Here is a 13,657-nt window from a genome sequence, read left to right as displayed (position 1 = left end):
ACGAAAGCCCACCATGACGAAACCGAAGTTGCCGACGGCAACGATCCTATCCTGCGTTTCGGTGGTTCCCGAACTGTCGGTCGATTTGGACCTTGCGACTGCAGAAGCCCAGTTACTGTCGTGTGAAACCGAATCGCAAGCTACCAAACTGGCCAAGCTTTATCGCCGCACCGGGGTTCAAAATCGCGGCAGCGTATTGTTGGAACGCGAGGAACAGTCCGGCAAACTTTCGGTCCCGTTTTTTCCGCCGTTAGCGGAGGAAAGTAGCGGTCCGACGACCTGCGAACGCAACGAACGGTTCGCGCTTCATGCCCCTCAGCTTGGTATTCAAGCCGGCGCCGAAGCACTCACCTCTAGTGGATGTCAAGCGAGCGATGTGACGCATTTGATCACGGTAACCTGTACCGGATTTTATTCGCCGGGATTGGACGTGGACTTGATTGAATCGCTCGGTCTGCCCGTGACCACTGAACGCCTGCAGGTTGGTTTTATGGGCTGCCATGCATTGATCAACGCGATGCGGGCGGCTCGTGGTTTTGTCGCGGCGGATCCAAAGGCGTGTGTGTTGGTTGTCAGTGTGGAATTGTGCAGCCTGCACTATCAATACGGCTACGATGCCCAGCGAATTGTTTCGGGATCCTTGTTTTCCGATGGTGCCGCGGGGGTGGTGGTAGTGGGAAGCGACTTTGAATGTTCGGACGCCAAAATCGATTTGCCAAAGATTGCAGCCACGGGATCGTGTTTGATTCCTGGCAGTCGAGAGGCGATGACATGGAAGATCGGTGACCACGGTTTTATGATGACGCTGAGTGCCGCCGTCCCACTTCTGATCGAGGACAATCTGTTGGCTTACATGACCGACTGGTTGTTCCAAAACGGCCAAACCATTCAGTCCATTGGCGGCTGGGCGGTTCATCCTGGTGGAAGCCGAATTTTGGACGCCGTGCGAAATTCGTTGAATCTGGCCGATGACCAGTTGGCGATCTCGCGAGGGGTGCTGAAAGATCATGGCAACATGTCGTCAGCAACATTGGGTGCCGTATTAAAGCGATTTGAAGATGCCGATGTCCCCAGACCGTGGGTGATGTTGGGATTTGGGCCTGGATTGGAAATCGAGGTTGCCCTGGTGACCTAAATACCGAATTTATGGTTCCGGGTTCGTCTTGCGTTGAAATGGCAATATTGGATAAGGTCCTTGCGTGAATCAATCAATTTGAACCTTTTCCGCTATAAAAATGCTCTGGAGAGTTACAGCCATGGATGGCAACTCGATTCGTTCGTTGTTGGGGTTGATACTGCTTGGCTTATTGGTCAACGGCGTTCCTACTCGCGACGCGGGCGCCGCAGAAGCTCAGTGGATTTGGGACCGCGGAACTGCCAAAAATGAAGTTCCTACGGGAACCAGCGGTTATTTTCGCAAAACGATCAATCTGCGAACCGAGGCGATTGGCGAGGTCACCATTGCCGCAGACGACGTGTTTGAGTTGTTCGTCAACGGTCGCCGCGTCGGGAGTGGCCGTTCGGCTCGCAAATTGACCGAATATGACATCTCCGAATTGCTTGTTCGCGGCCGCAACGTGATCGCCGTCAAAGTGGACAACACGCACGGGACGACGGCCGCATTGGCCGCACGAATCAGTATTCGCCCTGAAGGGGCTTCGCAGTGGTACAACTTCAGTACCGATTCCAATTGGAAAACCAGTTTGTCAGCGTCGTCGATGTGGCAGACGGCAACCTATAACGACAGCCGCTGGGGAAATGCTCAGGAATTTGGTCAGTTGGGCGATACCGTCCCCTGGGATCGTCAAGAGGATGTCGCGAGCGAGGAACAGCACCAAGAAAGTACGCGATTCCAGATTCAGGATGGATTTGGTGTTCAGCGTCTCTTTGACGACGAGGAAACCGGATCGTTGATTGCAATGGCGTTCAACGAATTTGGCCACATCGTGGCAGCGCGTGAGCGTGGTCCGCTGCTGTTGATGTTCGATAAAGACGGCGATGCGATTCCCGATGAAGTCCGCACCTATTGCGATCAAGTCGAATCCTGCCAAGGGATTCTGCCCTTGAACGGGGATGTGTTTGTCACCGGCGAAGGCCCCGAAGGTATCGGGTTGTACCGGCTGAGTGACAAGGACCGTAACGGAACGCTGGAAGAAGTCAAAACCATCTTGAAATTCACCGGAACTCCCGGTGAACACGGCCCGCATGGAATTGTGCTGGGCCCTGACGGAATGCTGTATGTAACCGTCGGCAATCATATGCAGGTCGTGGGTCATGGCGGCAAAGGTGAAACGTTACCGCCGGCCTACGAAGGGGACCTTGTGACGCCTCGATATGAAGATCCAGGTGGGCATGCACGGGGCGTGAAGGCTCCGGGCGGAACGATCATTCGGACGACGCTTGATGGGAAACGTGTCGAACGGATTGCGGGTGGTATTCGAAATGCCTATGACCTCGCCTTTCATACCGATGGTTCACTTTTTATTCACGACAGTGATATGGAATCGGATATCGGTGCCGCTTGGTATCGTGGAACCGCTTTGTATGACGTAACGGAAGCAGGAGAATTTGGCTGGCGAAGTGGCTGGGCCAAATGGCCTGAGTATTATGCCGACCGCTTGCCGAACGTTCTGGACACGGGGCGTGGATCGCCCAGTGGTGCAATTTGTTATGAACACTACACCTTCCCTGTGCGTTATCAAGGCAGTTTGTTCCTGGCCGACTGGTCGGAAGGGCGAATCTTAAACGTCCGTCTGAAGCCAAACGGGGCCAGCTACACCGCAGACAGCCAAGTCTTTTTGCAAGGTCAGCCGCTGAATGTCACCGACCTTGATATCGGTCCCGACGGGGCGATGTATTTTTGCACCGGTGGTCGAGGAACGGCCGGAGGTGTTTACCGTGTCTTTTGGCAAGGTCCGATTCCAGAAAAGGTCAATAACTTAGGGACGGGGATCGCCGCGGCGATTCGTCAGCCTCAGCCCGCTTCGGCGTGGAGTCGCCAGAAGTTGGCGGGAATCAAAAAGGAACTTGGCGCTGAGTGGAATGAAATGGTTGCCGGGGTTGCCTTTAGCGATGAAAACCCAGCCCATTATCGCACCCGTGCGTTGGACCTGATGGAATTGTTCGGGCCCATTCCAAGTGAAGAACTGTTGATTGAATTAAGCAAAGCCCAAAGTGAAGCGGTTCGTGCAAAAGTTGTGATGATGATGGGATTACACCCTTCGAAAGCGACGGCACGTCAACTGGAAAGTTTGCTGGAGGATCGCGATTTGCGAGTTCGCCGGCTTGCCTGTGAAGCGATGCTTCGCAGCAAACAGGTCCCCGACCCCCAGTTGATTTTGCCGCTCCTAGACGAGAACGATCGCACGTTAGCGTTTGTGGCCAGACGCGTTTTAGAAACGATTCCTGCAGACCAATGGCAGGAGACTGTTCTGCAAAGCGACCAGCCTCGAATTGCCATTCTGGGATCGTTGGCACTGGTTTCGGTTCGCCCTGACAAGGAAACCGCTTTGTTGGTGCTCAGTCGGATGAGTCAACTGATGAGCGGATTCTTGAGCGACGCCGACTTCGTTGATTTGCTCCGCGTGACTCAGGTCGCATTAGCACGCGGAGAAATTGATCCGGGAATGGTGCAGCCACTGCGAGATCAGATCGCCGAAGAATTTCCCTCCGGAGATTCGCGTATGAATGGTGAACTGATGCGACTGGCTGCCTACTTGCAAGCCGATTCAACCGCTACGCGTGCCCTTGAATATATCGACGGAGACGCTCCGTTGGCCGATCGTGTCCATGTGGCAATGTATCTACGTTTCTTGGACAAAAAATGGACTGCCAAAGACCGTTTCACATTGCTGAAATTTTACGAACAGGCTTCCACCGAAGATCAAGGAAGCAGTGTTCCTTTGTATCTGATGAATGTGACTCGAGATTTCGGAAAGCATCTAACGCGTGATGATGCGATCGCGATTTTAGAAAAAGGGGACAAGTGGCCGAACGCTGCCCTTGCTTCGTTGTACAAAATTCCACGTCCCGCCGATGAGAAGACACAGGACTTATTGATTGGGTTGGACGAAAAAATCTCGGGACCTGAACATACTCGAGACGTCTACAAGCGATTGCGGACGGGAATCGTGGCGATGTTGGCAATGACCGGTGATGAAAAAGCGTTGGCTCACTTGCGGCGTGTTTGGCGTCAAGATCCGGAACGTCGTCAGCCGATTGCGATGGGATTGGCAATGCATCCCGATGGTCAGAACTGGGATTATCTTGTTCGCAGTTTGAACATTCTTGAAGGCGAATCCGCGAAGGATGTACTTGAACAATTGGCCACTGTGCCGGTTGCCACCGACGACCCAGAGGCGCTGCGCCAGGTAATTTTGCTTGGATTAAGCGCTGAGGAATCGGGACGATCGACACAGCCCGCCCAAAAATTGTTAGTTCATTGGACCGGCCTACAAGCGACCGATAACGAACAACCGACGATGGATGTTTGGCAACAATGGTATGCAAAAACCTATCCTGATCGACCAGCGGCTCTCTTGCCCGAACCAGGAGAAGGAGCCCGTTGGGATTTTGATCAGCTGGCCGAGTATCTGGAATCGACCGAAGGACGACATGGAGACCCGAGCCAGGGTGCCGAATTGTTCGCAAAGGCGAATTGCAATTCCTGTCACCGGTTCGGAAACCAAGGGCAATCCGTTGGTCCTGACCTGACCAGTCTGGCGCGACGGTTTACTCGACGGGAAGTATTGGAATCGATTTTGTATCCATCGCACGTCGTTAGCGATCAATACATGAGTCGAAAAGTGTTGACATTGGACGGAAGAGTCTATGTCGGCTTGTTAGCAGAAAACGGTCGTGGTGTGTTAACCATTCGTGATTCGAATAACCAAATCACCGAGATCAATGAAGCGGATGTGGATCAGATTCTACCCAGTTCAAGCAGTATCATGCCGACCGGCGGATTGGATGCTCTGACACTGAAAGAAATTAGTGATCTGATGAGTTATCTTGGGGTGCTGCCTCCTCTAGAGGTTGCTTCCCAGAGTCAAGATAATCGATAATACGATGTTAAGAGCCTAATTCGGTCCTGCCGCACGAGAAGTATATTCCTACCTATTTCGTTTCGCCGACTTGTTATTCGACTTATGCACAATTTAATTCGCGGAGCTCTGTTTTGTTTGCTACTGATGCCCTGCACCGTTCGCGGGCAGGACTGGGCTCGCAAAATGTTTCCAGAAACGAATCATGATTTCCACGCCGTGGCGCGTGGTGCAAAAGTCGTGCATCATTTCGAATTCGAAAATCTCTACCAAGAGGACCTGCATGTCTCGGCGGTCCGGAGCAGTTGTGGTTGCACGACTCCGACGGTCACCAAGTCAACGGTCGGGTCGCGGGAAAAGTCAGCGATTGTTGCGACTTTTAATACTTCGTCGTACACCGGTCCAAAGTCCGCGACGGTTACCGTCGTGTTTGATCGACCCTACTACGCCGAAGTTCAGTTAACGGTTGCTGGGAATATCCGAACCGATGTGATGTTCACTCCAGGTGAAGCTGATTTTGGCGAAGTCAAAGAAGGGACAACCAAAGAAATCAAGCTGTCTGTGAGCAATCTGAATCGTCCCAATTGGCGAATTACCGATGTCCGCAGCCAGTGCACCGACATGTTGGTAAAGTTGTCGCCGCCGATCCAGCAGGGACGAGGCGTGAAGTACGACCTGACGCTTTCCTTGAAAGAATCGATGCCGGTTGGTGAGATTCATGAACAGGTCTCTCTGGTGACCAATGATCCCAGCAGTGCCAATGTTGACATGTGTGTCAGCGGAGTCGTTCGCCCTAGTTTGAGTATCAATCCTGGGGCGCTCAGCATGGGCGGGGTGGCGACGAAAGGTGTCTTCGAACGAAGGTTGATCGTGCGAGCCGACGAACCGTTTGCGATCAAAGAAGTCATCTGCCCTGACGATCGTTTTCAGTTTAAGGCTCCTGAAGGAAAGAAAAAGATTCACTTCCTGCCGCTAACTTTCCAAGCAGGAGAGGATGCCGCCGCGATCGCTCAGAAGATTCGTGTCGTCTCTGACTTGCCAAATGATCGGTATGCTGAGATGTTGGTAACCGGTACCGTTGTGCCCGCGAAACCGACGACTCCGTAGCGGATAGGTTGATATGGTTGGTCCATCAGGCAGGTATGTTCCTCGGCCCGCCGATGGAGTCGAATTCGATGAAGGGCGTCTGTTGCTGGTGAGCGATGAACTCCAGCCCTGTCCTTACCTGCCTGGCCAAGTTGCCCGGATGCCGTTGCAGTGGCCTGGAGCACGGTATCCAGGAAAAGCGGTGGATGCTTTTCTAGCCGCTGGCTACCGGCGTAGCGGCGGTTTCTTATACCGAACGCAGTGCCCAGCCTGTCAGGCGTGTCAGCCAACGCGGTTATCGGTGGCGGACTTTCAAATGCGGACGTCGCAACGCCGGGTCTTGAATCGAGGCGATGCAGCGTTAAGCGTTTCCATTGGGATGCCCATTCTGGATACCCAACGATTAACGCTCTTCAATGACCACCGGAATCAACGTGGATTGAGCGAAAGTGGGGATCAGACGGATGCCAATGGGTATCACGCCTTTCTGATCGATTCGTTTTGCCAGACTCAGGAATTTCGGTTCCATTTTGAAGAAGAATTGGTCGGGATTGCGATCGTTGATGTTGGCGAGTCAGCGGTTTCCGCGGTCTACACCTATTTCAATCCGGCTTTCAGTCGGTTTTCGATTGGGACCTATTCGATTCTTAAACAAATTGAATGGTGCCAGGAAACGGGCAAAGAATTCCTGTATCTGGGGCTGTATGTCGCTGAGAATCAGCATCTGAATTACAAGGCCCGTTTTGCGCCGCAGCAGCGGAGGGTTGATGGATCCTGGAACGATGTCTTGTAGGGAGTGTTAAGCCCAGGATTTTGAAGAAAAGGGACTGCATAAGCGGTCGAATGTTGCCCCCTATCCCACAGCGACGGTGGTATGGCTTATAACGATAGGACAAGCTATTTCCTCCCCGGCCGTATTTTTTTGAAGAGTGACCATCGTGTTGATATTGAACGGTTTGTTGGTGGCCCAACAAGATTCAAGTTCCTTCATTTGGTTGGTCGTCGCGTCGGTTGCGATCGTCGCTTTTGTGCTGGTCCTGTTCGCTATCTTCGCCAGCTATTTCGGGTTGTGGATCCAGTCGGCGCTGACCGGTGCCAAAGTCGGATTCGCCGATTTGCTGGGGATGACTTTTCGAAAGGTTAATACCCGACGGATTGTGCGAGCCAAAATCATGGCCGTCCAAGCCGGTTTGATCGATCCAGATCTGACCACGCGGGCGTTGGAAGCACATGCCCTGGCCGGCGGGAATGTGCAACAGGTAACGCGAGCTTTGATCGCCGCTAAGAAAGCGAAGACGATCAGCCTGACGTTCAAAGAAGCCACCGCAATCGATTTGGCCGGACGCGATGTGCTGGAATCCGTTCAAACAAGTGTCTACCCCAAGGTGATCGATTGTCCCCCTCGTGGAGCGGTCAAAGCTTCATTGGATGCGGTGGCAAAAGACGGCATTCAGTTGAAGGTGAAGGCACGGGTAACGGTGCGGGCAAACCTTCAGCAATTGATCGGTGGAGCCACCGAAGAAACGATCATCGCCCGAGTCGGCGAAGGGATCGTTAGTGCGATTGGTAGTGCCGCCAACCACAAAGCGGTTCTGGAAAATCCTGATGTGATCAGTAAAGCCGTGCTCGCCAAACGATTGGATTCGCAGACCGCCTTTGAAATTGTCTCGATCGATATTGCAGATATCGATGTGGGAGCAAATATCGGAGCTCGCCTGCAAGCCGATCAAGCGGAAGCCGATACGCAGGTCGCTCGGGCTCGAGCCGAAAACAAACGTGCTTCGGCAGTGGCTGCGGAAAAAGAGATGGAAGCGAAGGTCGAAGAGAGCCGCGCCCAACTGGTGCTCGCTCAAGCAGCCGTTCCTGAAGCGATGGCCGATGCCTTCCGAAACGGAACCTTAGGCATTCTGGATTACTTCAAACTGCAGAACATCAGTGCCGATACCGACATGCGGAAGGCGCTGGCGGTGACCACAAAAGATAACTCGGATGCCTATTCTGATAACAATCAACGACGGTAACCTGTTCGCTTGCCGTCGTTTGAGGGCGAGATGATGACCCATTGTTTACGCGTTGATTTTTGAAATTCCTTAAGAGGAGTCTAATATGGCAGGCGATATTGAGGATTTTCTCCGGCGGGCGGCTCAACGCCGGCAGCAGCAAGCCAACCAGAAACAAGCACAGCCCGCTCAGCCACCGCAGCGATCCGCTCCTCAGTACACCGACCGGCGGAGAGAGCGGGTGCGACAAGCGGTCCCCGTGCAGCCGATCATGGCCGAGATCATCGAAGAAGATGATGAAGTCGAGGCCGTCGTGGCGACCCCTTCGCTGAGTGACCTTCGCAAGAGTCGTGAGGCGACCGATCGGTCGGATCTTGAACGCGAACAGAATCGCTTTAGTGGCGGAGCCTCGGTGTCGGATAATGCTGCACAAATTCGTCCGGGGGAGAACGTAAATATCGATCTGCTTCGGCTGCTCCGTTCGCCAAACGGGCTGCGGCAAGCTGTGTTGCTCCGCGAAATCTTAGAACCTCGAAGCAATTTTTGGGAAAAGTAGTTAGCTCATGCCAAATTTTTCGGCCTCGTTTACACCGGAGAAAACGCGTTTAGGATGGATTGGAACCGGAGTCATGGGGACTTCGATGTGTCGACGTCTGATGGACGCCGGCTATTCAATGACCGTTTTTAATCGGACGCGTTCTAAAACAGACTCTTTGGCGTCCGCTGGCGCAAAGGTCGTCGACAGTCCCGCGGAAGTGGCTTCGGCAAGCGACCTCGTTTTGATGATGGTCGGCTATCCGCAAGATGTCTCGGAGGTCGTCCTCGGCAGCGAAGGAGTGCTTTCCGCAGACGACCTGCCTCAGGTCTTGGTCGATCTGACGACCAGCCGCCCACAGTTGGCGGTGGAGATCTCGGCAGCGGCCGAAAAACAAGGTGTCCATTCGCTTGATGCCCCGGTAAGTGGCGGCGATATCGGAGCCCGCGAAGGGCGATTGTCGATCATGGTTGGCGGGGATGTTGAAGTCTTCAACGCGCTGGATCCGATCTGGAAAGTGCTCGGGCAGACCGTGGTGCACCAAGGGGCCGCCGGAGCTGGGCAGCATACGAAAATGGTGAATCAAACTTTGATTGCCAGCGGGATGATCGGTGTCTGCGAAGCGTTGTTGTATGCACAAAAGGCGGGATTGGATATTCCGACCGTCTTGCAATCGGTCAGCTCAGGAGCGGCGGGAAGTTGGTCGCTGTCCAACCTCGCACCGAGGATGGTCGCCCATGATTTCGACCCTGGCTTTTATGTCGAACATTTTTTGAAAGATATGGGAATCGCTTTAGAAGAAGCGGCGAGGATGGACTTGTGTCTGCCTGGTTTGGCGCTGGCTAATCAGCTTTACAGGGCCGTGCAGGCTCAAGGTCATGGTCGTGATGGAACCCAAGCACTGTTGTTAGCACTTGCGAATTTAAATGGAGTCAACTGGTAATCATATGTCGGCGCAAATCTTAGATGGTAAGCAAACGGCTTTGGCAATCCGGCAAGAAATTGCTGAAGAAGTCACTCAGTTCATTGCCGATGGCGGCCCTTCCCCTTGTTTGGTCGCGGTGCTAGTTGGCGAAGATCCTGCTAGCCAAGTGTATGTGCGAAATAAGCAACGAGCCTGCGAGAAAGCCGGGATCGAAGGGCGGTTGCATCGGTTGCCTGCTGACACCGACCAAGCCACGCTGATGCAGTTGGTGGCCGATTTAAATGCCGACAACTCGGTTCACGGAATTTTGGTGCAGCTCCCTTTGCCAGCCGGTCTGGACGAACGGGAAGTCTTGGATGCCATCGATCCTGCCAAAGACGTTGATGCTTTCAGTCCCTATAACGTTGGCCTGCTGATGCAGGGACGCCCACGGTTTTTGCCCTGTACGCCTGCCGGGATTGTGCAGTTGCTGCATCGCTACCAGATTGAAGTTTCTGGAAAGCATGTCGTTGTCGTTGGACGAAGCGATATCGTTGGCAAGCCGATGGCGATGTTGTTGGTCGCTAAAGACGGTCCCTGCGGCCCGGCAACCGCCAATGCCACGGTCACCTTGGCGCATAGTCGGACCGCGAATTTGGCTGACGTCATCCGTCAGGCTGACATCGTCGTAGCCGCCGTCGGTCGTCCCGAAATGATCCGTGGAGAAATGTTAAAACCGGGTGCCGTCGTCATCGATGTAGGAATCAACCGCGTTGGAGATCGGTTGGTAGGCGATGTCTGTTTCGATGAAGCGATGCAGGTCGCCAGTGCAGTAACCCCTGTCCCCGGCGGCGTGGGACCACTCACCATTGCAATGCTGCTAGGCAATACCGTGAAAGCGGCAAAAGAGATCGCAAGCAGAGAGTAAGCCTAGCGATCAATTCGATCAAAGACATCCAACATAGCCACCGTCGCCAGACGGTGGATTGCCGTCTTGTCCACGTTCGGGCGAGCGTAGCTGCGGCTTTGATTTCTCTGCCGGTCGTGCCAGGGCTGCTGCTCCTAAACCGACCGAAAAAATTGACGTCCCTATTTCGTTTGCTACAGTGAACGAAAAAAGGGATCGTTCGCCATGAGACGACACACGTTCGTAGCGGTAGTGGGAAGCCTCTTTTTATTAGTGGGAACTGCGGGACTTTCCCCGGGGCAAGAGGGAGCCATTAAAACCGATCTGCCCGATGTCGAATCGGCAATGACGGATTATCTGGTCAACCAACAGGACCTCTCTGGCAGATACTGCACGGTCGTCCGTGGTAAATTGATCCGCCACGTGGACACAGGCATCAGAGAACAAGATATTCTTGCGATCGATTACCGGGAGACCGCAAACGATTATCGCTACTATGCAATGACAGAAAACATGGGCTCTGTTGATCTGGTCGACTATCGGAGATGGGAACAATGGGTCTTTCGGAAAGAAGAGGACGCTCGTGTTTGGAACGCTGGTAGTATTCGAGGCCATGTCGTAGTTAGGAACAAAGGTGAGCTTTCTTCCACGGCTCGAATTGTCGACTTCTATTATGTCCCGCTTGCCCCGATGGGAGCTTTTCTGGGTAGCACTATTGACGCTGACTTCGGGATGAAGATCTTTCTTCTTAATGCACGGTTCCTTGGCCAGAAGCCCAATAAAAATGGAAACGTGGTCGGATATTGGCATATCGGTCGTGAAACCGGCAGTTGCGCGGAGGTCACTTTTTCTAAGGGAGATAAACCGCTGCCCATTCGAATCGTCTGGCGGAGAAGTCACGGGAAAGTGGAGAATATCGAATCCGCTCAAAAGCTGGTGCCCTACAGCGCGACGGAGACCTCTTGGAAGACCTTTCAGATCGAAGGGGCGAACCAAGACGGAGACGCACCTCTCTCGATCGCCGTTCCAGACACTTTCAGAGCGATTCAGTATGTACATGCTGCGCAAGACATTGATCTGGAACTAAACCTCGCATTTCAATGGCAGTTTGGCGATGAATGCAAGGTTGCCAGGGTGGACGAAAAAGAACTAGTCAACGGTGCCTTTACGAAAACGGATTGGACGGCGGGCGCTCAAAAGCTGTTTGACGAAGATTGGAATCTGCTATTCGAAGATTGGATTGTCGCCCAAAATCGAAGATAGTTCCTTCTAAGTGTTTCCCTGTAAACATAGCCACCGTCGCCAGGCGGTGGATTGCCGTCTTGTCCACGTTCGGGCGAGCGTAGCTGCGGCTTTGATCCAGCGTCGATCGTGGAATGGCTGCGGGACCGACGGACTAGACGGCTTCGCGTTTTCGGTTGGCTTGGTGCACCAACCGCACTCTTTCGATTTGCCGGTTCGTGGACTGGATGATTTCGGCGGTGATCGAGCCGATTTCCAGCAGTTCGCCATCCTCGGGGATTCCGCCCGTATGATGCAGGATGTAGCCAGCGATGGTTTCGTAATCTTCGCTTTCTGGAAGATCCCAGCCCAGCAGTTCATTCAGGTCGTCGACCATGACGCGACCCGAAGCTTCGGCTGTATGGTCGTCGATGATTCGCACTAGCGACTCTTCTTGTTTGTCCGATTCGTCGACGATCTCGCCGACAATTTCTTCCAGAACATCTTCGATCGTGACAACGCCAACGGTCTGATGGAATTCATCGACGACGATCGCCATATGGCTACGGCTGTGCAGGAATTCGCGTAGCAGTTGTTCGACGGTTCTGTCGACGGGGACGCTCCAGGCGTTTCTTAGCAATTTAGCCAAGGGGACCTTCGGATTGCCATCTTCGATCAATTCTTCCATTAGGTCTTTGGCATACAGAACACCCACGATCTGGTCCAGCGTTCCGTCGTAGACGGGCATTCGCGTTCGTCCGCACTCAATGACGAAGCGTAGGACCTCGGGCCAAGGCGTGTTGACTTCGATCGCGTTGACTTCGCTGCGCGGGGTCATGATATGGCCGACGGTATCGTCGTCCAGGTCCATCACCCCTTGGATCATTTCACGGACACCGGGGCCAAAGAACCCTTCCCGGGTCCCCGCGGCGACCATCGTCCGGATGTCGTCTTCAAGCTGTTCTTCCTCTTCGTCTTCGTGTTCGATTTTGCCGGCCAAACGCCGTGTCACTAAAGAGAACAGCAAGTCGGGCGCCGCAAACGGTCGCATCGCGATGGAAAGGGACTTCCAAAACGGCCAGGTATGGAACAGCAGCGGCGACGAAGCGAATCGAGTCACCGCGCCGGGAAGCCAGAGGTGGGTCAGCATCATCAGGCCTGTCGCACTGATGCCCCATAAGATCAAGTGGTTGCCCGTGGGCGGCGCATTATCAAGGTAGAGCGTTGCGGTACCGCAGATCAGAAAGACAACCGATCCGATAACTCGCAGGTACTCCGCCGCTCGCATCGCTTCTTCAAAGCCATCGAGGACGGCACCAAATCGCTCGCGACGATGCCGCAGACGGCAGTAGGCCTCTAAAGAACGGCCGGCAAAGCGGTCCAGTAATTCCGCCCCCAGACCACCGGCTGCACCGGCAATAAATCCCAACAGTGCAAAAAGGACAAATAGACTGGTCATCAGTTTGGCCCCCTGGGCTGCGCATCCATCGGACCATCGGCACCGTACCGATTTGCATTTTCGATGCCCAGTGCTGCAAGGACGGAACATTCCGCTTGCCGCATTTCTAATCGCTCCGCAGGCGTTTGGTCTTCCATCCCGCAAATATGCAGTGTGCCATGAATGACATACAGCAAGATCTCGTGTTCGGGGGGCCAGCCAAGTTCTTCGGCTTCGCGGCGAGCCGTTTCGCGACTGATCACCAGTTCTCCCTCAACGTGGGGCGGATCCTCAGCGTACGCGAAACTGATCACATCGGTCGGATAGTCGTGCTGCAGATGTTCGCGATTGATCGTCTGAATGGCATCGTCATCGACGATTGCAACACCGATGGAACCGGTAAAGAATTGCCGTATCGCCGCAGCGCTGCGAACCGCTGCTTGGATGGATTCCAGCAACTCGGCGGACGCATCGGTCGCGTCGTTAATTTCGACCTCAATGGAAGAGGTTGTCAGTTTGTTCAC

General features: G+C 53.8%; 11 protein-coding genes. 9 read left to right on the top strand and 2 right to left on the bottom strand.

Annotated elements, in window-relative coordinates; translation table 11 throughout:
- The first annotated feature begins 13 nt into the window (after positions 1 to 13).
- The 9 genes from FF011L_RS19015 (at position 14) to FF011L_RS18975 (ending at position 11,737) form a co-directional block, all read left to right on the top strand.
- Positions 14 to 1,135: a type III polyketide synthase gene (locus FF011L_RS19015; RefSeq protein WP_145353325.1), complete on the top strand. Its 1,122-nt coding sequence runs from the start codon at positions 14 to 16 to the stop codon at positions 1,133 to 1,135.
- A gap of 121 nt (positions 1,136 to 1,256) precedes the next feature.
- The gene (locus FF011L_RS19010; RefSeq protein WP_145353323.1) at positions 1,257 to 5,063 is read left to right on the top strand and encodes a DUF7133 domain-containing protein; all 3,807 of its coding nucleotides are present in this window, start codon (positions 1,257 to 1,259) and stop codon (positions 5,061 to 5,063) included.
- A gap of 84 nt (positions 5,064 to 5,147) precedes the next feature.
- The gene (locus FF011L_RS19005) at positions 5,148 to 6,149 is read left to right on the top strand and encodes a DUF1573 domain-containing protein (protein WP_246109510.1); all 1,002 of its coding nucleotides are present in this window, start codon (positions 5,148 to 5,150) and stop codon (positions 6,147 to 6,149) included.
- Between the two features lie 13 nt (positions 6,150 to 6,162).
- Entirely contained in the window at positions 6,163 to 6,921 is a 759-nt protein-coding gene (locus FF011L_RS19000) for an arginyltransferase (RefSeq protein WP_145353321.1), read from the top strand.
- Positions 6,922 to 7,117: 196 nt separating this feature from the next.
- Complete coding sequence (gene floA, locus FF011L_RS18995; RefSeq protein WP_246109929.1) at positions 7,118 to 8,149, top strand: flotillin-like protein FloA; 1,032 nt, start codon at positions 7,118 to 7,120, stop codon at positions 8,147 to 8,149.
- Positions 8,150 to 8,234: 85 nt separating this feature from the next.
- Positions 8,235 to 8,684: a hypothetical protein gene (locus FF011L_RS18990; protein WP_145353317.1), complete on the top strand. Its 450-nt coding sequence runs from the start codon at positions 8,235 to 8,237 to the stop codon at positions 8,682 to 8,684.
- Between the two features lie 7 nt (positions 8,685 to 8,691).
- Positions 8,692 to 9,606 (top strand): NAD(P)-dependent oxidoreductase, encoded by a 915-nt coding sequence (locus tag FF011L_RS18985; RefSeq protein WP_145353315.1) that lies wholly within the window; start codon positions 8,692 to 8,694, stop codon positions 9,604 to 9,606.
- A 4-nt stretch (positions 9,607 to 9,610) separates the two neighbouring features.
- Positions 9,611 to 10,495, top strand: a complete 885-nt coding sequence (gene folD, locus FF011L_RS18980; protein WP_145353313.1) for a bifunctional methylenetetrahydrofolate dehydrogenase/methenyltetrahydrofolate cyclohydrolase FolD — start codon at positions 9,611 to 9,613, stop codon at positions 10,493 to 10,495.
- Positions 10,496 to 10,699: 204 nt separating this feature from the next.
- The gene (locus tag FF011L_RS18975; protein ID WP_145353311.1) at positions 10,700 to 11,737 is read left to right on the top strand and encodes a hypothetical protein; all 1,038 of its coding nucleotides are present in this window, start codon (positions 10,700 to 10,702) and stop codon (positions 11,735 to 11,737) included.
- A gap of 133 nt (positions 11,738 to 11,870) precedes the next feature.
- On the opposite strand, the gene FF011L_RS18970 is transcribed toward FF011L_RS18975, so the two are convergent.
- Together FF011L_RS18970 and ybeY are read right to left on the bottom strand one after the other, a co-directional pair.
- Complete coding sequence (locus tag FF011L_RS18970; RefSeq protein WP_145353309.1) at positions 11,871 to 13,154, bottom strand: hemolysin family protein; 1,284 nt, start codon at positions 13,152 to 13,154, stop codon at positions 11,871 to 11,873.
- Positions 13,154 to 13,657: an rRNA maturation RNase YbeY gene (gene ybeY / locus FF011L_RS18965; protein WP_218932736.1), complete on the bottom strand. Its 504-nt coding sequence runs from the start codon at positions 13,655 to 13,657 to the stop codon at positions 13,154 to 13,156. The genes FF011L_RS18970 and ybeY overlap by 1 nt, the downstream gene beginning before the upstream one ends.

It is taken from the genome of Roseimaritima multifibrata, assembly GCF_007741495.1.
Lineage (GTDB): Bacteria > Planctomycetota > Planctomycetia > Pirellulales > Pirellulaceae > Roseimaritima > Roseimaritima multifibrata.
The sequence above is the reverse complement of the archived record's forward strand: the minus strand, read 5'-3'. Positions and strand labels throughout refer to the sequence as shown.